Here is a 17,680-nt window from a genome sequence, read left to right as displayed (position 1 = left end):
GGAGCGGGCGGAATCCCCGTCACCCAAAAGGGTGAACGCTCCGACCAGCGAGTCTCACGAAGACGGCATAAGTGTCGCCGATGTGCCATCGGAGATGAGATTGTGCCGCGAAATTTGAGACCCTACATTCCGGTACCTGATTGGCTATGCGGCGTGCCCGAGTTCGTCTTCAAGTTGCTGGACGGCGAGCTTGGCGATCCCGACGGAGGAACGCAGCCGCTCCAGCCGGGGGCAGGCGGCGGAGGTTACCAGTCGCGGGTCGTAGGCAGGGTGATCCAGGTGTCGAGGACGGTGGCCATCTCGTCTTCGGGGAGCGCCGGGTTGGCGCCCGCGCTGGAGGCCAGTTCGGGGACATGGAGCGCCTCGCGGAGGCGCTGGAGCGGCAGGCGCGGGTCGCCAGCCGCCGCTTGGCGCGTCCAGACCTCGGGGTCATGGCTGAGCCGTTCGATCTGCGCGGGCGTGGCGGCCGGGTCCCGGACAGCCAGTCGGCGGTAGTTGCCGTCCGGGTGGTCCGCGTAGCGGGTGGCAAGGCCCTCGCGGGGAAAGCGAGGGTGCGTCTCCGCCATCCAGGCGGAGAACGTCCCGCCGAGCCTCGCATACACGCGCATCAGGACCTCCTCCGGGGTGTCGGGGTGGTGAATGCCCAGGAGGTTCTCCACCACTGGGTCCTCGACGCGTGCGAGTAGGCGCAGCAGGTCGGGCGGCAGGTGGGGGCTCCGGGCAGCGGCGCGCCGGAGCAGCGGGTGTGCGGTGACCGCGGCCCGACGCAGCACCTCGGGGTTGGCGAGCTCGTCCCGTACCCACTGCACGCCGTCGCCCCTGTCGAAGTCGCCGGCCGTGAAGTCGATCGCCATGCGCCGTGCCTCGTCCAGCTCGGGCCGGAGGGAAACCGCGAGCCGTACGGCCTCGTCGGGGTCGACGGCGAGCCGCTCCACGAGGTCGGCGGGCAGCGACGGGTTCTCGGCGAGGGCCGCCAGGTGCTTCCGCTCGGCGACGCACCGCTCGGCGTCGGCGCGGACGAGGAGCCCCCGGCGCAGCGCCTCGGCGACGGTCTTCGGATCGCGGAGGAGTTCGGCGGTGACGTGTGCGTCGCGCCGGCACTCCCACAGCGCGGCGGCCCGCCGCACCTCGGAATCAGGGTCGGCCAGCAGCGCCGACCGCTCGCCCGGCGGCAGGATCTCCCATGCACGCACCGCTTTCCGGCGCGCTGCCGAACTGTGATGAGTAGCTATCGAGGCGACGAACGACCGCGCCAAATGGGGCGAGTCCAGCAGCGCCGTCCGGACAGAAGGGGCGGGGTCATCGAGCAGGCGGACGCACACGGCGTCCGGGAGCGGCGCGATCTTTGTGCGCAGGTCGTACACCTCGGGTCCATACGCAAGAGCTGCCCGCACCTTGGGAGAAGGATCGTCCGCGAGCCGGGCCCGCTGTGCAGGCTCCGCCCTGGCGCTCATGGCGAAGTCGATCCGGGCGCCCGGGTTCGGATGGGCCAGGATCACCGCGACGGCCGACTCTGGGAGTCCGGCCCGCTGGAGGGCGTCACGAGGCGGACGGTCACCGTCCCCCTCGAAGGCGAGCAGGCGCAGTAGCAGCGGTGTTGGCAGCGCCGGATTGCGGGCGACTCCATCCAGCGCGGACGCGTGGAACGCCGTCATGATTCCCCTACCCCTGTGTCTTCCCCGATTGGTCCGCGACCATGATCTCCCGTATGCCCCTCAGGAACCGCCGAACGCCACCAGCTGTCCGGCTGGTCAAGCGGACGGTCGAGGCATACCGGCAGCTCGAGCAAGGCCAGATGCCCGCCGGCCCGGGGGCCGGCGCCCTGGACGCCCTCCATCTGCGCAAGATCGACCTGGCTGACCGGATTCTGGTCGTCAACCCAGGCGGGTATATCGGCGAGTCCACGAGCAGGGAGATCGCATACGCCCACGCCACCGGCAAGCCGATCTCGTTCACCGATCCCTCTGACCAGTAGACGCTTCGTGGTGCGCGCGGGCAACGAATCTCGGTCGGCCTTGGAGCGGGCTGAGCGCGGTCTGTCAGGTTTGCTTGCGACAGGCGATGTAGTCGAACCAGTCACGCTTCGCGTATGCGGTCCACCGTGTGGCGTTGCTGATGCTCGTGCCGGTGAGGTCGGCGAGGACGGATGCCGGCAGGTCTGAGGCCAGGGCAAGACGGGCGCTGTTGCGGCTGGCGAGGCCTTCGAAGCCGTGACGTCGGAGCAGTAGGCCTAGGTATTCGGACCGGATGGGTCGCGCGGTTCCTGGCCGGGGAAGAGCCACGGTGTTGTGCTGGCTGTCTGGTTGATAGTCCAGCGCTCCGCGCTTACTTTCCGCTGCTCAAGCAGCAGTTGATCGACTCTGGGCGGCAAACGCAGACTGTGTCCATCGATGCTGAGTCCCACGGCGTCGCCGCTGAACGATAACGTGGTGGATGGCGAGGCCGAGGAGCCGCGTGTAGGGAAATCCGAAGAGCAGTACCAAGGCCCCGACGGTGCGGACGATGCCTGGGAGAGCTTCTGCCGAGAGGCAACGGCGCAGTTGCTGAACCCGCTCTTCCTCTTTGATGAACGTCTTCGGTGCGGTGATGCGTGGGGGCGGCACGCTCAGATCTGAGGCGAGGCCGCAGCGCCTGCCCAGGTGATGAAGGGTCTGACGTCCCTTCTCGTGATGCTGCCTTCGTCGAGCCACCGGTCGAGGTCGAGCTGAGTGAGCTGGTCAAGACTTGTTCCCTGGTCATCGAGCCAGGTCAGCACTTCGAGTACTCGCCTCAGCGTTGACATCCCGCCCGCCCCGGCGGTCCCGCCGACGCGGCCCACTCGCGCGCCGGTGATTCCGGGTCCTACGCCGAAGGCGCGGTACGCCCTGTTAGCAATATCTATGCCAGGTTTCGCCCGCTCTCTCTCGTCGGACGTGACGCCTGCTTCAACATAAGGCGACATGTTTCCTCAAAATACACCTCAGATCCGTTGCCCCCACTGCCGTGATCACGATAATTTGACCTAGTCGCCGCACGTTCGATCCATTTGCCTGACCGGCAATTCATGGTGGGAGACGTCGGCGATTCTCTCTGACCAAGAGCAACCGCGGACGTACGGCACATCCCCGTTGGACCCACGGGGGGCGGGGTCGGCGCCGCGTTCACACAACCCCGAAGGGGCATCGCCAGCACATGTCCGGAAGATTCAGCAACGCCCGTCTGTCCCGAGTTACTCGGACCAGCACCCTCCTGGTGTCCGCTCTCACCGCAGGGGCACTTTTCACGACGGTGAGCGGCGCGCACGCAAGCGAAGCGCACCGAGCACCCGTCGCCGCGTCGGCCTCCGCGAACGAGGACGAGATCGAACTCACTGACGCACAGTGGGAAAACGTGATCAACCAGTTAATAGTCATACCCGAGGACGTACTGGAACGGGGTGACCAGGCCACGCTGGACTACCTGAAGCAGCTGGAAAAGCAAGAGGGGGGCAAGCAGTCCGCGACCGCGGTTCAGCAAGTGGCGAGTGGCTGGTTCAACTTCGCGTGCATCGGGGCTGTTTCCATCGCTGTCGGATCCAACCTTCTGCCCGCTGCGAAGATGCTGAAGATCGTCAAGGTGGCCAAGAGAGTCGGGGTCAAGCGGATCGTGCGCGCGATCAAGGCGATCCGCAAGGGTAGGGGCCACACGCTGGGCAACGACCTTCAGTGGGTCGGCACTCAACTGCTAGGCCTCGGGGGCGTCAAGGCCGCGTGCGCCTGAACACGGAGGAGACGAACGGGGAGAAGAGGAACGAGGAGGCGACCGTCCCATGCTCGTAGCACGCATCGTCTTCGCTGCGGAAACCCTGCTCGTCGTGGCGGGTCTGTTGTGGATGGCCGCCACCGTCCGCACTCGGACCAAGGTCGCAGGCGCGGACCGCGAGCGGTTCGGGCAGTTGCAGCCGACTCGCCAGATGCTGACCGCGGCCGGGCTGAGTGTCGCGAGCGGCTGGGCCATCTCACGCCACCCCGTCCCTGACCTCCTCCTGCTCGGCCTCCTTGGCGTGGTCCTCCCTGCCACCGCCGGAATGGCTCTTGCCTTGATGATCCGGCAGGAAGAAAAACCGGCCGGACGCGGAGTGCGCGGATGGCTGGTCCTTGCAGTACCCGTCTTGGGCGGCACCGCCGCGGGGCTCGTCCCCAACATGTTCTGACCTGAGACATGTTCTGACCAACGACAGACGGAGGGTGCCCCGCACATGGTGCGGGGCACCCTCACCAGCCTGCGTGTTCACTTGTTGTCGCGTCCGGACATCGGCCCTGGTCCAGCTGAGCCTGGCGATCCCGGCGGAGGAAGGCAGCCGCTCCAGCCGGGCGCGGGCGGCGGGGGCTACCGGCGGCAGCTCGTGCGCAGGGTGATCCAGGTGGTGACGAGCGCGGCGGCGACGCCGATCGCGCGGTGCGCCGCCTGGTCCAGCTCCATCAGCGCGGTCCCCGGACCGGAGACGTCCTGGACGGCCTTGGGGTACTCGGTGCCCTCGCCGCCGGCCTTGCGGACGACCGTGGCGTGCTTGATGTAGCCGGTCTTGCCAGCCTTCTCCGCGAGCCAGAGCAACGGGTCGCGCCTGTCCAGGATTCCGTGGGTGATCGCGTTGATCGCGGTGCCCGCCAGCAGCGCCTTGGCCGGGACGCGATAGCCCAGGGTGCGGGTGACGGTGAGGGTGGAGGCGAGCTGCACGGCGCTGTAGCTGAGGCAGTGTCGGCTCACCGAGCGGCGGCCGTACGCGCTGGCGGTACAGGTGCGGCCCTCCTTGCCGTGCCGCCACGGGTTCTCTTCCACCGGGGAGCCGTCGTTGACGTAGACCAGGTGGGAGCCATGCATCCCCTTGGTCAGTGCGTCGTGCTCCCGCTGCACAAACTGGTCCCCCAAGGCGTGGACGCCATCGAAGACAGCAGTGAGGGCGGCGACCAGCGCCAGGCCCTCGATGGCTCGGAGGCAATCGGTCATGCTGGGTGTGCTCCTCATCTCGGTGTTCGGGTTGGGGTCTGTGAGGCGGTCGGCCTCTTAGCGATGCTGCGGTCGCCCCGGGCGGTGCTTCGCCCCCGGCCTGAGTTCGGCCGGGGGCGTTGGTGTTCAACGGGCGGCTCGTCCCAGGCCGGAACGGGCAGGAGTCGGATGCGGATCTCGCGCCGGTCTGCCCAGCAGCCGCACGCCTCCATCTCGGGGAAGGCCCCGCCGGTCCGCCAGCCGCCTTCGCCGTGTCAGCGCGGGCAGTTGGGCCGGGGCCGACCGGTGATCTCGATGCGGTACCGATCGGCGTACAGCTTCCAGTGACCGGCCTTGAGTACGGCGGCGACCGCCACCACGGTGGGCGGGACGACGACGGCGAGCAGCAGTGTGGCGCGCAGACTACGGGCGGCCACGTCAGCGGGCCGCGGCGTGGTCGAACGCGAGATCCGGGAGCGCGTCCAGGGGCCACCAGCGGGCGGCCGTCGCGTCGTCTCCCGCCGACGGCGGGACGGTCGCGGGCAAGGTAGCCGTGTAGGCGACGGTGACGTACCGGCCGCGCGGGTCACGGCTAGGGGCGTCGTAGGCGCCCACCTGCCGGAGGTCGGCGTCCGGGACGGTAATGCCGGTCTCCACCTCCAGCTCGCGAGCCGCAGCGGCAAGGCTGCTCTCCCCGGAGTCAACGTGGCCTCCCGGGAGCGCCCAGGCACCCGCGAACGGCTCCCATCCTCGCTCGATCAGCAGGACGTGGTCGGCGGCGAGCAGGACGACGTCGGCGGTGTAGCGGATCGTCTCGTCGGTGGTGTCGGTGGTCATGGGCTGGTGTCCTTCTGGATCAGGCGGCCAGCAGGTGCTTGGCCGGGAGTTCGATGTACGTGCCAGGGGTGGGCTCGTATCCCTTGTCGCACGGGTCGCAGACGCTCTGGGTGCGCAGAGGTATTGGCGGAGCGCACTTGTTCTGCAGGTGCCGTATGCCAGCGTGGAGGTGCCGCAGAGGCCGTGGCGGTGGCGCTGAGGGATGCGGCCGTGTTGCTGAAGGAAGCTGGTGAGCCGGGTGCACCCCGGACTTCGGCGTCGAGCAGTGTCATCCTCAGCACGGGCCACGCCTCCCGTGCCTGCGACGATGCAGCCTCGTGGTGTCCAGCTCGCTACGTAAACTGTTGGCTCGTGTGCCCGTCTGTGATGTCAACGTGCAACTGACGGTTTCCCGTTCGCCCCGAAGGACTGAGCCGTGCCCGACCGACCTGAGATCGTTTGCATCTGCGGCTCTACTCGGTTCGTGGACGAGATGCGTGCGGCGAACCGTGATCTGACCTTCGCAGGTGTCATCGTCGTCGCGCCCGGCGAGGCAGACGAGTTGATCACCAACGAGCAGAAGATCGCGCTGGATGCCCTCCATCTGCGCAAGATCGACCTGGCTGACCGGATTCTGGTCGTCAACCCAGGCGGGTATATCGGCGAGTCCACGAGCAGGGAGATCGCGTACGCCCACGCCACCGGCAAGCCGATCTCGTTCACCGATCCCTCTGACCAGTAGACGCTTCGTGGTGCGCGCGGGCAACGAGTCTCGGTCGGCCTTGGAGCGGGCTGAGCGGCCTGTCAGGTTTGCTTGCGGATCGGCTTGTCGCTGCGGGACATGGCGTGGCTGCTCCTTCTGCCGGAGGGCGATGGTGGGCGTCAGCGGATCTCGTTGCGAGTGCGGGCGAAGAACGCGCCGCGCGTGGTGGTGTTGTTGTGGATCTCGGTGTGGTGGGTGACCGGAGCCTCGTAGACGTTCTTGGTGATGGCTGCGCGGGCCTTGCTGATCGCGCCGCCGATGGCGGTGGCGGCCATGGCCAGACCTGCGAACGGCAGGGTGACCATGAGGACTCCGGCGAGGCTGACGGAGGCCAGGCCCTGGAGCATGAGCCAGGCGCCGCAGCCGATGCCGGTGACACCGGTGCCGACGCCGATGGAGGCAACCGCGATCCCGGCCGCCCAGGCGGGCACGATCCGGTGGTCCGGCTGCGGCACGGGCGGGGTGGTGCCGAAGGCCGGAGGCTCGGTGGCGTCGCGGAACGAGGTGGGGTGGTGGCGTACGGGCCGGGCCGCCCACTCGTCGAGCAGGCGGCGGGCTTCGGCCGCGGCCTCGGACTCGGGCATGCGGGACTGGGTGCCGTTCAGGGGGTCCATCGGTCGTCTCCGATCACGCGAAGAGGAACGCCCTCCTGGCCGTGGTGGCCGAGAGGGCGCGTGGGGGAGGGGCGCGCGACGACGAAGGGTGCCGCTGGCCATCGTGTCCGGCGGCGCCCTTCGGCGTTGCGTAGAAGGGGGGTTGGGTGCTGTCAGTGGGTAGTCACTGCACACGCGCTCCGGGCATCTCCGGAATAGGCAGGCGCGGGGAAGGGGCTGGGGTGGAGTTCGTCTTCGAGTGCGGGTGGTGCGGAGGTGACAACTACTTCGTGGGCAAGCAGGTCGGCTTCTGGGTCGACAAGTGGGAGGTGCCCTCGGAGTGGGACTGCCGCTTCTGCGACGGACTCAACTACACGCACGACCCGCCGTGGACAGAGGCGTAGTCAGAGGCTGGAGATCAGTCCGGCGAGTGAGGTGAGGCCGCTGTTGATGGTGGGGGCCAGGCCGGTCGCGGCGAGGGTGAAGCCGAACAGCGTGCGGGCCAGGGCGGAGCCGACGCGGACGTATCCGCCCTTGAGCAGGACGACGACGATGATGCCCAGCAGCGCGGCGGCGGAGATGGAGAAGGCCACGGCGGTGGTGCTCCTTCGCAGGGATCGGTGGGGCCGGCCGTGCTCGGGCGGGCCGGCCCCGGGGTGGATGGGGTGTGATCAGGCGTCGGTGAGGCTCTTGATCGCCTCCAGCGCCTGGCGGGGAGAGGCGACCTGCTCGGAGCGGCGACCGCCGCCCTTGGAGCCACGCCCGTCACCGCCCTTGCCGCCGCCTCCGCCGCCGCGTCGGCGGGACCGGCCCTCGCCTCCGTCGTCCTCGTCGGGCTCAGGCCAGAACTCGCCGGGTCGCACGGGCTCATTCCAGTCGAACCACAGGCCGCGCTTGGTCAGCTCGCTGATCTCGTAGTCGGTGAGCCGGTTGACCTCGTCAGGGAAGAGGTGGGCGAGGTCGGTGTCGAAGTCCGCGTACAGCGACCGCATGAGCACGGCGCGGCCGTTGTCGAGGACGATGACCGCGACGCCGCCGGTAGAGACGCCATTCTCCGGGTCGGCCTCGCCGCGCATGGCGCGGTCGATCGCGGAACCCTCCTGGCGGGAGTAGCGGGCCGGGATGGTCGGCACGTCGTACGGGTTCTCCATGGTGCCCTCCGCCGCCTTGCGGGTGGCGCCGGGCGAACCCATGTTGAAGATGACCGGCCGGCTGTTCTGCCGCAGGTTGTCCTTCATCTCGGTCGAGAACCCGTTGTGCGCGAACGGCGACTGTCCGGCCGGGTTGAAGCCGATGCCGTACTTGAGCCCGGTGACCGTGAGGTCGTCGCCATCCTTCTGGATGAACTCGCCGAAGTCCCCGTCCTGCGCCGCGGTCATGAACTCATCCCCGTACACGTTCAGCTGCCGGTAGGGGCAGCGCTTGTCACCCGGCTTGTAGTCGTGCGGCTGGCCATCGTGCGGCCAGGGCATCTCCGCCCGGATCTCGCACAGCGCCTTCGCCGCCCGCAACTGCCGTGCCATCCACAGCGCATTCGAGCCCTGCCGGTCGATGTACCGACCGAGCACGGTGGTCTTCTCGTCCTTGCGGACGGTGGACAGCCACACCACCTGGCCGTCCAGGGACTGAGCGGCCATGTTGATCGCGAAGAACTGCGTCTTTCCAGATCGGGACACCCCGAGGGTCAGGCCGTGAGCCGCGGCGTTCTTGTCGTGCTGGTACACCATCGTCTTCACCGGCTGGCCGGTGATGGTGAACCCGCACACGTACATGCCCTTGGCGTCCGGGGTGAGCAGCTCTCGGGTGGCGGAGAAGATCTGCGACAGCGGCGGCTCATCGAACGCGCTGATCAGGAACTCCGAGCCGTCGATGAGGACGAACACGCAGGAGTCGTCCTCGGGCAGCCCGAGTGCGCGGCAGACCTTGGCCAGGTCGATGCGCGGCGACTCGGTGGAGTCGGCCATCTTCGCCCGGTAGAACGTCACCCCGCGCATCTCGTCGCGGGTCTTGTGGACCAGCTCGGAGCCGGGGGCGCCGCCCTTGGGGCCGCCGATCCGGTCCGTCCAGCGCTCCTGGTCGGTCGGCTTGGTGCGGCGCCGGGCGTTGGCGTCGGGGGTGATGCGGGCCTCCATCCAGCCGGGGCCGCCCTGGCGGCCGGGCTGGGTGGCGACCTCCGCTAGGACGACGTCGCTGGAGTGCACGCCGAACGGCGCGGCGACAGCCGCCTCGTGGAGGCCGGTGATCGGCCGTCCGGTCTCCGAGGCGCGCAGCAGGATCGTCATGTCGTTGCGCATGCCGGGGTGCCGGGTGGCCTTGACGATGTGCGTGCGGCCGGGCATCCCGGCCTGCTCCCACAGCACCCGGGCGTCGCGGGTGAGCAGGTCGGCTCCGTCGTCCGGCTGCGCCACCGACTCCTCGAGGACTTCGGCGGGCGCCGGATACGGGGCGGGGGCGGCGAGGGCGGGGCGGTGGTGGCGGCGGGTGTGCCGGGAGAACGGCATCACCAGGTAGCCGGCCGCCGCCCAACCGGCGGCGAGCAGCCCGTCCGTCCAGTACGGGCCGAAGCCGGGGGTGTGCCCGGCGGCGACGTCGACGGCGGCGGCCAGGACCAGCGGGCACCAGCGAAGGATCTTGCGCCCGGCGCCGGGCTCATCGCTCTTGGCGGCCAGGAACCAGCCACCGATCCCGGCCGCGCCCGCCAGCTGCACGACCTGGTTGACGGGGCTGTCGGGGTGCAGGTTCGGGGCCACGGCCAGCACGGGCGCGGCGAGGGTGTAGGCGAGGCGTTCGAGCGCGACACTGCGCGGCGTGGCCACCGGTGTACTCCTTCGGGAACGGGCACGGGCGGCCCCGCAGAGCGCGGGGCCGCCCGTGGCGGCGAGGGTGGGGGAGTGGGTCAGCGGCTGAAGAATCCGGGCCGGGGCGTCTTCTCGCGCCGGTTGGAGCGGATGTCGTCCAGCGCGCCGTAGAGCGTCGAGTGGGTGCGCCGGGCGTCGTGGGTGAGGTCGGCGGTCTCCTGGGCGGTGTCGGACAGCGTCCGGACCTCCCGGGCGGCGCCACCCAGGGCGGAGGCCACGTTGGCGGTGAGCCCGACGAACTTCGGGTCCAAGTCGGCGTTCTCGATGTCGGTGGCGACGCCGTCGGTGTGCCTGGCGTTGGCCTGCATGCTGCGCCGCAGTCCCTCGAGTTCGAGGGTGGCGTCGTCCATGGTCTTGCCGAGCTTGTCCAGCTTGGCCTGGACGGCCTTGTATCGGTTGTCGCCGTCGGCCACGGCGGGCGCGGCGCTGCCTTTGCGGGGTGCGAGGTCGCTGCTCATCAGCGGGTTTCCTCCAGGGTTCTAGTCGTGGTGGACAGCGGCCGACGCGTGCTGGAGGTCGGCGTCTTCCTTGGCGCCCATGTCCTCGCCGTAGACGCGGGCGACCATCACGGCCGCGAGTTTGGAGGCCTCATTGGCGATGCCGCACTGCTCAGCACACCGTTTGGCCTGGGCCTTCATGCGGGCTGCGGAGTCCGCCAGGTCGATGATCAGGTCGGTGACCTTGGTGGAGATGTTGTGGTCGTCTACCAGGTCGGCGGCCATGTCCCGCAGAGCGTCGGCGACCTTGGTGAGGGCCTCCATCAAGGCTTCGGCGCGCTCCTGGTCAGAGGCGGTCTTGATGGCGATCCTCGCCATCTCCATCAGGTACTCGTCGAACGTGATGTCCGTGCGGTGCTGGGCACCCAAGCTGCTCACGCTACTCCCTTCCGTGCTGGTCGGTCGGCTGGTGCCGGGCCGTGCAGTGTGCTTCTCCGGCGCGGGCGGCAGGCCCTTGACGCCGGTGGTCACAGCCGGGGGCGCGTCGGGGACGATGTCCGCGTCGACGATGTCGTCCTCGCCGTTTGCAGCGCGCTTGGGCGGGCGGGTGTCGTGCTCCGGCCACTCCACCGTGGGGGTGGAGTCCTCGGCGCCGAACGGGCTGTCCGCCGGACGGCCGCGCCGACCGGTCCGGCCCGTACGACCGCGTCCCGTCCGGCCGGTACGGCCGGTGTGGTGGGCACGCCCGTGCCGTCCAGTCGTCCCCGCGCCGGTACCCCGACGCCAGGACCGGCGCCGCTTCTTCGCACCGTCAGACGGCCCGGCACCAGCTGTGGAGTCCGTCCCCGGTGTATCGCCCGCAGTGCCGTCCTTCGCGGCGCTGGAGGCCCCGTCAGGGGCACCCTTGGCCTTGGAGTCCTTGTCCTTGGTCAGGTTCACCTTCTCGGTGCCGGACTTCGTGTCCTCCGCCTCCTTGCCGTCCTTCGCGGCCTTGGCGGCCTTGGCATCGGCACGACGCTTGTCCCAGCGGCGCTGGGCTTCCTCGCCGACGGCCTGGCCCAACGTGGTGCGACCCGGCTCGGACGAGGCGGCGGCTTCCCGCTTCGCCTTCCGCACCGCGTCCCGCTCCTGGCGCTTGGCCCGACGGTCCTCCCACGCCTGCTGCCGCTGGGCACGGTCCTGGTCGCGATCTTTGGACCGGTCCGCGACGCCGGCGGCGTGCCCGGCACTGCGCCGTTCCTGCCGCCCGCCCTGCCGGACCCCGGCGCGCTCCTGGCGGCCGCGGGCCCGCTCGGCACGGGCGCTGGACACCGGACCGTGCTGCGCCCGACCGCCGCCGTCTCCCTTCGAGTTGTGACCCCGGCCGGATCCGCCAGAGCCCGCCTGAGAGCCTTTCGACCCTCCGGACGACCCCTTGCGCTGGGGACCGGCATTTCGGCCGCCAGAGGCCCGGTCAGCGCCCTTCGTGCCGCCCTTGCCGCCTCCGCCGCCCCCGGTCGCTCTGGACCCCGAACGCCCGTCGCAGCCAGCGGAGTTGGGGCCGCGCGAGGACCCGGAGCGGTTCGGTCCCGGGCTCAAGTTGTTGCGGGACGGTCCGCTGCCGCCTCCGCCGCGCGATGACCCGCCCCCGCCGCTGGCCTTCGAGCGGCCCTTGTCCGCACCCAGACCGGAGCCGGACGCCTTTGTGCGGTCTGCATCGGCCTTTCCGCGCGCCGCTGCCTTGTCGCCCTTCGCCTTCATCATCGCGGCATGGAGCTTTCCGTTCTGCTCCATCATCGCGACTTCCTGCGCGGTACGGCCCTCCAGCAGCGCCGCCTTACGCGCTATTTCAGCCTCACGGAAAGGCGCTTCGCTTTCATAATTGGCCCGCGCCATTTCCAGCCGGAACTCCAACCAGTCACCGAGACGGTCAGCGAGAGAACGAGGCTGCTCGTATTCGCCTTCCTCGTATTCACCGTCATCTTCACCGGCTTCCGGCACGGTAATTCCTTCGGAACGCAGCGACGTAGACGGGTCCGGAGCCGCCGGAATCGGCGGAAGTTCCATCGTCGTCTCCTCCGGCGACTCCGGCGGGACCGGGGGAATGTCTTCCGGCGGCGGAATGGTGTCGCCGTAATCCGGGATCGGCGGTGGCACGTACGTGGAATCACCACTCCAGGGCCCATGGACCAGGGTCCCGGTGCCGTCCTCATCGGACATGATGCGCCTCCCTCCTGGGACTTGACAGAGCGTGGGGTCTTGTGTGCACGCGTGTGCACGCGCACGTGTGCACGCTTTACGCGCGCGAGGCCCCGCCGGAGCCCGGCGGGGCCTTCGCTGGTGACGTTCAGTTACGCGGGGGGGTGCTTCGCCACGACCTGCTCCGCGTACTGCAGCAGGTCGTTCCAGAGCCGTCCGTTGCCCTCCACGCGCTGGTCCATCGCCGTGATGAACAGGCGGCAGATCAGCGCGAATCCGGAGTAGACGTCGCCGCGACCGGCTTTGACGTCCTTGGCCATTCGGGATCGCACCAGGCGGAGCCAGAATTCCATCTGCCCTGCCTCGCCGCGAGATTCACGGGCTTTCGTCGCCTCTTCCTTCAGCCAGTTCTGGCGCCGTTCGGCGGAACGTTCGGCGCTGCTGAGGGGGCGGTTCACGCCGACTCCCGACCCAGGTCGTAAATCGACGTGGGACCACTGTAGCCAGAATTCTGGTTCTGCGCACCCTGCGGCGGGTTGGGTGCGGCCTGGAGGGTCGGCGGGTTCTTCTTCCGCCGCCTTTCGATCTCCTTTTCCTTCCTGTCCTTGACCGTATTCACCACGGCCTCGTCGTGGGCGCGGCGCTTGTAGGCGCTCTTTTCCAGGCCCTCGGTGAGGTTGTTCAGGTTCTTGAGCACGTTTCCGAGGGCCTTTTCCACGGGCATCGCGCGCAGCCTGGCGTGGTACCAGCGGTCGCCCTCCACGTGCGTGTCGCGCAGGTGCACGCGGGTCTCGTGCGCGAGGGTCTCCAGGTTCTTGCCGATGTCCAGCAGGACCCGCTGAACGTCGGCCAGGTACCGGGCGGTTGCCTCCGGGCTCTGCGCGACGTCGCGCAGAGGAGAGTGGGACGGGTCGTTGCTGTTCATGCGAGAAGACCTCCAGGTCTCGGGGTTGGGGAGGGGGAGTCCGTGTCCCCGAGGCTGTTGCGCGGGGTGGGTGGTGCTCGGAACGAACTCGCCCGCGCCCCGCTCGGGGCGGGCGCGGGCGAGCGGCCTGCCGGCCGTGGCCGTCACCGGTCCGCGCTCACGCTCGGGAGCGTGGGCGCGGGCCGGGGGCGACCATGAGCGGCAGGGGACTGCCGGGGGTGAGCGCGTCGGCGCTCACCGGGCGCTCACCTACGCGCCCGGGGCGGCCTCTTCGACCTGTTCGCGCAGACGCTGCGCGGTCGGGCGGGAGACCGGCTTGTCGGACAGGCCCGCGCCGGTGAGCGCGTCGCGGATCTCCGTCCACTGCGGGCGGCGCCCGAGCTCGGTGTAGAGCAGACGGATACGAGCGTGGCGGCGCTCGGTCAGCGCCTCCGTCTCGCTGCGCGTAAGCGCGCCCTCCGCTCGCTGAGCGTCCGTCTCCTCCGTGGCGCGCTCACCTTCGTGAGCGCCGGAGGTGAGCGCCGGGCGCTCAGGCTCGCCGCGAACCTCGCCCGAGATGAGCGCGCTCACGTCGGGGTGAGCGTGCTCGCTCTCCTCCGTTCGTTCGACGGTGAGCGTGTCCTCGGGGGTGAGCGTGTCGGCGAGCGCGGCGGGCGCGGAGCCGAGCTTGAGCGCCATCCGCTGCTCCAGCGGAGCCTTACTCCGCCACCGCCACCCGTACTCCTCCTTGAGCTGCGCTCGCAGGTAGGTCTGCTCTTGGAGGCGGGTGAGCGCCTCCTCGTAGGAGGTGATCTCCCACAAGATCATCCGGCGGCGCAGCCGGGCGGTCGGGATCGGAGCGAGGATCCAGCGCGAGCGCCGCACCGTCTCCATCCGCTTCTTACCGGTGACCGCACCGATCCGCGTCGCGTACACGTGGGAGGCGATCTCCGAGAACACGACCCACAGCAGCGTGAGGGCCGCGTGCCCGAGGCGGCCCGACGCGGAGTCCGAAGCGTTCCAGTTCAGGTACACGGTCACCGCCGTCAGCGCGCGGGGCACCCAGCGGATCCAGCGCAGCTCCATGCCCATGCGGATCAGCACCAGGTTGGCGCCGGTGAACGCCGGGATGGCGACGTCGATGCCGACCGGCAGCAGCCACGGCCACTCCCATCCCCAACCCGACGCCTTGGTCTCCAGCGCGGTGTAGGAGGACAGCAGACCGAGGGTGGAGACAACTGCGGCCGCCAGGACGATCCCGGCGACCAGGAGCAGCTCCTGCCCGGACAGCGGCGGAACACCGCCGGCGGGCCGGGCGTCGTTGCGGGCCTTGCGCCGCGCGGCGCGGGACTCGGCCCGGATCTCCCGACGCCGCGCCCGCTGCACGGTGCGCTCCGTCGCCGCCTGAAGGACCCGGTCCGCCTCGGCTCGGTTCTGCGCGGCGGCGGCCTGGTCAGCCGTGGCCTTGGCCACCGCCTCCCGGGCCAACGTCGCGTCCTTCTCCGCCTGCTCCCGCAGCCGGGCGACGTCCTTGTCCGTGGCGGCACGCAGCTCCTCAGCGGACGTACGGGCGTCGTCCAGCGCGCGGTCGGCGTCGGCGCGAAGGTCGGCGGCCATCTTCTCCGCCCCGGCCCGCACCTGCGCGGCCTGGTCGTCCGCGCTCTCGCGCATCCGGTCGGCCTCGCCCCGCGCCCGCCCCAGGAGAGCTTCGGCGTCGGTGGTGGCGCGGGTGCGGGTCTCCGCCGCGGTGCGCTCCGCACCGGCGAGCAGCTCGGTGCGCTTGGCGTCCGCGTCGGCGAGGGCCTTCTCCGTGGCCTGCGCGGCCTCAGTCCGAACCTCATCGGCCTTCGCGGCCGCGATGGCGATGGCTTCCTCCGCCTGGCGGCGGGCGGCGGCGAGGACCTGGTCGGCCTCGCCGGTCGCCGTCGCCGTGACGGTGTCGGCCTCGCGGCGCGCGTCGGCGAGCAGTTGCTCCGCCGCGGCTTCGGCTTCGGCACGGACATGGTCGGCGTCGGCGGCCGCGGTGCTCGCGGCGTCGGTGCGGACCCGGTCGGCGTCGGCCTGGGCGGCGGCCAGGAGGCGGGACTGCTCGGTCGTGGCGGCCTCGGTGATCGAGGTCGCCTCGTTGCGCGCGCCGTCCAGCAGATCGGTGGCGCGCAGCTCGCCGTCGACGAGGATGCGGGCGACGTCGTCGACGGCCAGGTCCCGGAGGTCGGCGGCGCGGTCGGCGGCGTCGGCCAGGTGCGGGTCAGCCTCGGGGTACACCGCCGGGGCGGTGTCCTTGGGGGCGATGGTCTGGGCGGGGATGGTGGCCGACTGCGTCGGTGCCTTGCCACGCCCGGTGGTTCGGGTCTTCGCCGCGGGCTGGCGCCTGCGGCGGGTGGCGGTCTTGGTGGCCACGGGGGTGTCCTCTCTCCCGGGCGCCTCCGTGCAGAAGGGGCACCGTGGATCAGTGGCGGTCGGTAGGGTCGTGACCAGACCCTCCGGGGCCCCGGCAGCTGTAATGCCGGGGACTCGGAGGGCCGTTCTGTACGGTCGGTTCAGGCGGGTCAGGCAGCCCGCGATTCCTGACTGGCAGGCCCGTAGGTCCGGGCGAACCGGGCGCCGGCGGACAGCAGCGCGGTGATGTCCGCGTGGGTGCGGTGCCGGCGCTCCGACCACGGGTTGGCATGGGCCAGGTCCTGGCCGGTGTGGGCGCGAATCACCAGGTCGAGGACGGACTCGGCGATGGAGCGGGTGTCCGCGTCGCCGTGCTCGCTCTCGCCGACGTGGCGCAGGGCAGTGAACAGGGTGCGGCGGGAGTCGCTGCCGAGCTCGTCACGCACGAAGCGGATCAGCTGGCGGAGCATGGCCTTGACCGTCATCGACTCCTCGTCGGCGAGGGTCTTGCCGGCGGACCATTCCGCGCCGCTGTCGTAGATGCGGATCCAGCCGTCCTTGTCGAGGAGGGTGACGGTGGCCTCCAGGTGGCGGGCCACGGCCTCGCCGGAGGACTCCTCGCCGGACGGGCCGGTCCACACCGGCCGGTAGGCGTCGGCAGCGAGGTCGGCCGCCTTGCGCAGCGTCTCGTCGATGAACACGGCAGCAGCGGCGGGGGCAGCCGTCGTCTTGGGCATGCGGGCCTCATCTCAGGGTCATCGGGTCCGGACTGTCCGGCTCCCCGTCACCGCCCGACCCAGCCGCCAGAAGGTTCGGCGGTCGGTACGGGCGGATCAGGCAGCCGTCAGGCCACGACCGCGAGCGGCCGGTGCGGAGCGATGACCCGGCCGTCGGGGAGCAGCTCGCCGGTGTCCTCGAAGACCAGGACGGCGTTGCACAGCAGGCTCCAGCCCTGCTCAGGGTGGTGGGCCACGATGTGCGCAGCCTCCCGGTCCGGGCTGTCGGCGGCCGGGCACTTCGGGGTGTGCGTGCACAGCGCGTCCGGCAGGCGGGTGCTGGTGTCGTTCGCCGCGGAGTCGAGCTGGGTGATGCGTTCCATGAGCTCTCCCGGGGAAGTGGCCCGGGACTTTCCCGGGCCGGAGGCGTGCCAAAGACCGGCCACCCCAGGCGGGGCAGCCGGTCTGCGGGGGTGCTGCGGTGCGGGCAGATCAGACAGCGGCACGCTTGCGGGCGCGACGACGCTTCATGCCGCGACGGTCGTCCTCATCAGTGCCGCCCCACACGCCCAACTCGTTGCGCTCCAGGGCTCCCTGGAGGCAGCTCTCCATCAGGGGGCAGCGGCGGCAGACGGCCTTGGCTTCCTCGATCTGGAGCACCGCCATGCCGGTGGTACCAGTCGGGAAGAACAGCTCGGGGTCTCCGTCCTCACATGCCGGACGGAGCCGGATGGGCACGGCGGTGGAGACAGCGCCGTAGCCGTACGGGGCGGTGCGTACGAGGATGTGCACAGGGCCTCCCAGAAGGTCCATGAGCGAAACAGCCCCGGTGCGGGGCGGTTGGGGTGAGTCAGTGAGGCCCGCAGCAGGGCTGATCGCCAGCGGGCGGGTGGATGTCAGTGACGCGGTGACCGGCTTCCCACGCCGCCGCGGCCGCGAGAGCAGCCGCGGCAAGCAGGGTCCTCGTGGCCGGATGAGCCAGACCGCGGTGAACAATGGCCCGCACCGCGACGCGCTGCGCGGTGCGGGCATGGCGTATGTACTGCACGGATCCGGCTACTTCTTTCCGCCGCCGCACTGGCACGGCTCGTG

Annotated in this window: 21 protein-coding genes; 6 read left to right on the top strand and 15 right to left on the bottom strand. The window is 70.3% G+C overall.

The window, feature by feature from the left end:
• Positions 1 to 245 precede the first annotated feature (245 nt).
• Positions 246 to 1,655, bottom strand: coding sequence for a Mucin-2 (locus NMK44_RS40585; RefSeq protein ID WP_254753008.1), 1,410 nt, complete (start codon positions 1,653 to 1,655; stop codon positions 246 to 248).
• A 53-nt stretch (positions 1,656 to 1,708) separates the two neighbouring features.
• On the opposite strand from NMK44_RS40585, the gene NMK44_RS40580 reads away from it, so the two are divergent.
• From NMK44_RS40580 to NMK44_RS40565, 4 genes are all read left to right on the top strand, one after another.
• The gene (locus NMK44_RS40580; RefSeq protein WP_254753012.1) at positions 1,709 to 1,975 is read left to right on the top strand and encodes a hypothetical protein; all 267 of its coding nucleotides are present in this window, start codon (positions 1,709 to 1,711) and stop codon (positions 1,973 to 1,975) included.
• A gap of 415 nt (positions 1,976 to 2,390) precedes the next feature.
• On the top strand, positions 2,391 to 2,615 hold the full coding sequence (locus NMK44_RS40575) for a hypothetical protein (RefSeq protein WP_254753006.1): 225 nt from the start codon (positions 2,391 to 2,393) through the stop codon (positions 2,613 to 2,615).
• A gap of 616 nt (positions 2,616 to 3,231) precedes the next feature.
• Positions 3,232 to 3,738, top strand: coding sequence for a hypothetical protein (locus tag NMK44_RS40570; protein WP_254753004.1), 507 nt, complete (start codon positions 3,232 to 3,234; stop codon positions 3,736 to 3,738).
• Positions 3,739 to 3,787: 49 nt separating this feature from the next.
• The gene (locus tag NMK44_RS40565) at positions 3,788 to 4,171 is read left to right on the top strand and encodes a hypothetical protein (protein WP_254753002.1); all 384 of its coding nucleotides are present in this window, start codon (positions 3,788 to 3,790) and stop codon (positions 4,169 to 4,171) included.
• 176 nt (positions 4,172 to 4,347) lie between these two features.
• Here NMK44_RS40565 and NMK44_RS40560 read toward each other — a convergent pair whose 3' ends face one another.
• The 3 genes from NMK44_RS40560 to NMK44_RS40550 form a co-directional block, all read right to left on the bottom strand.
• Complete coding sequence (locus NMK44_RS40560) at positions 4,348 to 4,965, bottom strand: hypothetical protein (RefSeq protein ID WP_254753000.1); 618 nt, start codon at positions 4,963 to 4,965, stop codon at positions 4,348 to 4,350.
• A gap of 254 nt (positions 4,966 to 5,219) precedes the next feature.
• Positions 5,220 to 5,381, bottom strand: a complete 162-nt coding sequence (locus tag NMK44_RS42860) for a hypothetical protein (protein ID WP_374215416.1) — start codon at positions 5,379 to 5,381, stop codon at positions 5,220 to 5,222.
• Position 5,382: 1 nt separating this feature from the next.
• Positions 5,383 to 5,781, bottom strand: coding sequence for an NUDIX domain-containing protein (locus tag NMK44_RS40550; protein WP_254752998.1), 399 nt, complete (start codon positions 5,779 to 5,781; stop codon positions 5,383 to 5,385).
• Positions 5,782 to 6,253: 472 nt separating this feature from the next.
• Here NMK44_RS40550 and NMK44_RS40545 point away from each other — a divergent pair, with 472 nt between their 5' ends.
• Positions 6,254 to 6,502: a hypothetical protein gene (locus NMK44_RS40545; RefSeq protein ID WP_302889201.1), complete on the top strand. Its 249-nt coding sequence runs from the start codon at positions 6,254 to 6,256 to the stop codon at positions 6,500 to 6,502.
• A gap of 140 nt (positions 6,503 to 6,642) precedes the next feature.
• Here the strand turns inward: NMK44_RS40545 and NMK44_RS40540 are convergent, their stop codons facing one another.
• Positions 6,643 to 7,137 carry a hypothetical protein gene (locus NMK44_RS40540; RefSeq protein ID WP_254752994.1) on the bottom strand — a complete coding sequence of 165 codons (495 nt, stop codon included), beginning with the start codon at positions 7,135 to 7,137 and terminating at the stop codon, positions 6,643 to 6,645.
• A gap of 221 nt (positions 7,138 to 7,358) precedes the next feature.
• Here NMK44_RS40540 and NMK44_RS40535 point away from each other — a divergent pair, with 221 nt between their 5' ends.
• Entirely contained in the window at positions 7,359 to 7,520 is a 162-nt protein-coding gene (locus NMK44_RS40535) for a hypothetical protein (protein ID WP_254752992.1), read from the top strand.
• On the opposite strand, the gene NMK44_RS40530 is transcribed toward NMK44_RS40535, so the two are convergent.
• From NMK44_RS40530 to NMK44_RS40485, 10 genes are all read right to left on the bottom strand, one after another.
• Positions 7,521 to 7,709, bottom strand: a complete 189-nt coding sequence (locus NMK44_RS40530) for a hypothetical protein (protein WP_254752990.1) — start codon at positions 7,707 to 7,709, stop codon at positions 7,521 to 7,523.
• 78 nt (positions 7,710 to 7,787) lie between these two features.
• The gene (locus NMK44_RS40525) at positions 7,788 to 9,932 is read right to left on the bottom strand and encodes a chromosome segregation protein ParM (RefSeq protein WP_254752988.1); all 2,145 of its coding nucleotides are present in this window, start codon (positions 9,930 to 9,932) and stop codon (positions 7,788 to 7,790) included.
• Positions 9,933 to 10,012: 80 nt separating this feature from the next.
• A complete protein-coding gene (locus NMK44_RS40520; protein ID WP_254752987.1) occupies positions 10,013 to 10,432 on the bottom strand; it encodes a conjugal transfer protein TraB in 420 nt (139 codons plus the stop codon).
• Between the two features lie 21 nt (positions 10,433 to 10,453).
• Entirely contained in the window at positions 10,454 to 12,610 is a 2,157-nt protein-coding gene (locus NMK44_RS40515; protein WP_254752985.1) for an ATP/GTP-binding protein, read from the bottom strand.
• Between the two features lie 131 nt (positions 12,611 to 12,741).
• Positions 12,742 to 13,047 carry a hypothetical protein gene (locus NMK44_RS40510; protein ID WP_254752983.1) on the bottom strand — a complete coding sequence of 102 codons (306 nt, stop codon included), beginning with the start codon at positions 13,045 to 13,047 and terminating at the stop codon, positions 12,742 to 12,744.
• Entirely contained in the window at positions 13,044 to 13,514 is a 471-nt protein-coding gene (locus tag NMK44_RS40505; protein ID WP_254752981.1) for a hypothetical protein, read from the bottom strand. Before NMK44_RS40505 ends, NMK44_RS40510 begins: the two co-directional genes overlap by 4 nt.
• Before the next feature lie 249 nt (positions 13,515 to 13,763).
• Positions 13,764 to 15,893 carry a DUF2637 domain-containing protein gene (locus tag NMK44_RS42580; RefSeq protein WP_254752979.1) on the bottom strand — a complete coding sequence of 710 codons (2,130 nt, stop codon included), beginning with the start codon at positions 15,891 to 15,893 and terminating at the stop codon, positions 13,764 to 13,766.
• 149 nt (positions 15,894 to 16,042) lie between these two features.
• On the bottom strand, positions 16,043 to 16,609 hold the full coding sequence (locus NMK44_RS40495; RefSeq protein WP_254752977.1) for a DUF6197 family protein: 567 nt from the start codon (positions 16,607 to 16,609) through the stop codon (positions 16,043 to 16,045).
• 107 nt (positions 16,610 to 16,716) lie between these two features.
• Positions 16,717 to 16,908, bottom strand: a complete 192-nt coding sequence (locus tag NMK44_RS40490; RefSeq protein WP_302889196.1) for a DUF5999 family protein — start codon at positions 16,906 to 16,908, stop codon at positions 16,717 to 16,719.
• 172 nt (positions 16,909 to 17,080) lie between these two features.
• Positions 17,081 to 17,326 carry a WhiB family transcriptional regulator gene (locus NMK44_RS40485; RefSeq protein WP_254753010.1) on the bottom strand — a complete coding sequence of 82 codons (246 nt, stop codon included), beginning with the start codon at positions 17,324 to 17,326 and terminating at the stop codon, positions 17,081 to 17,083.
• Between the last annotated feature and the right edge of the window lie 354 nt (positions 17,327 to 17,680).

The organism is Streptomyces cucumeris (genome assembly GCF_024295805.1).
In the GTDB taxonomy this organism is placed as follows: domain Bacteria; phylum Actinomycetota; class Actinomycetes; order Streptomycetales; family Streptomycetaceae; genus Streptomyces; species Streptomyces cucumeris.
The sequence above is the reverse complement of the archived record's forward strand: the minus strand, read 5'-3'. Positions and strand labels throughout refer to the sequence as shown.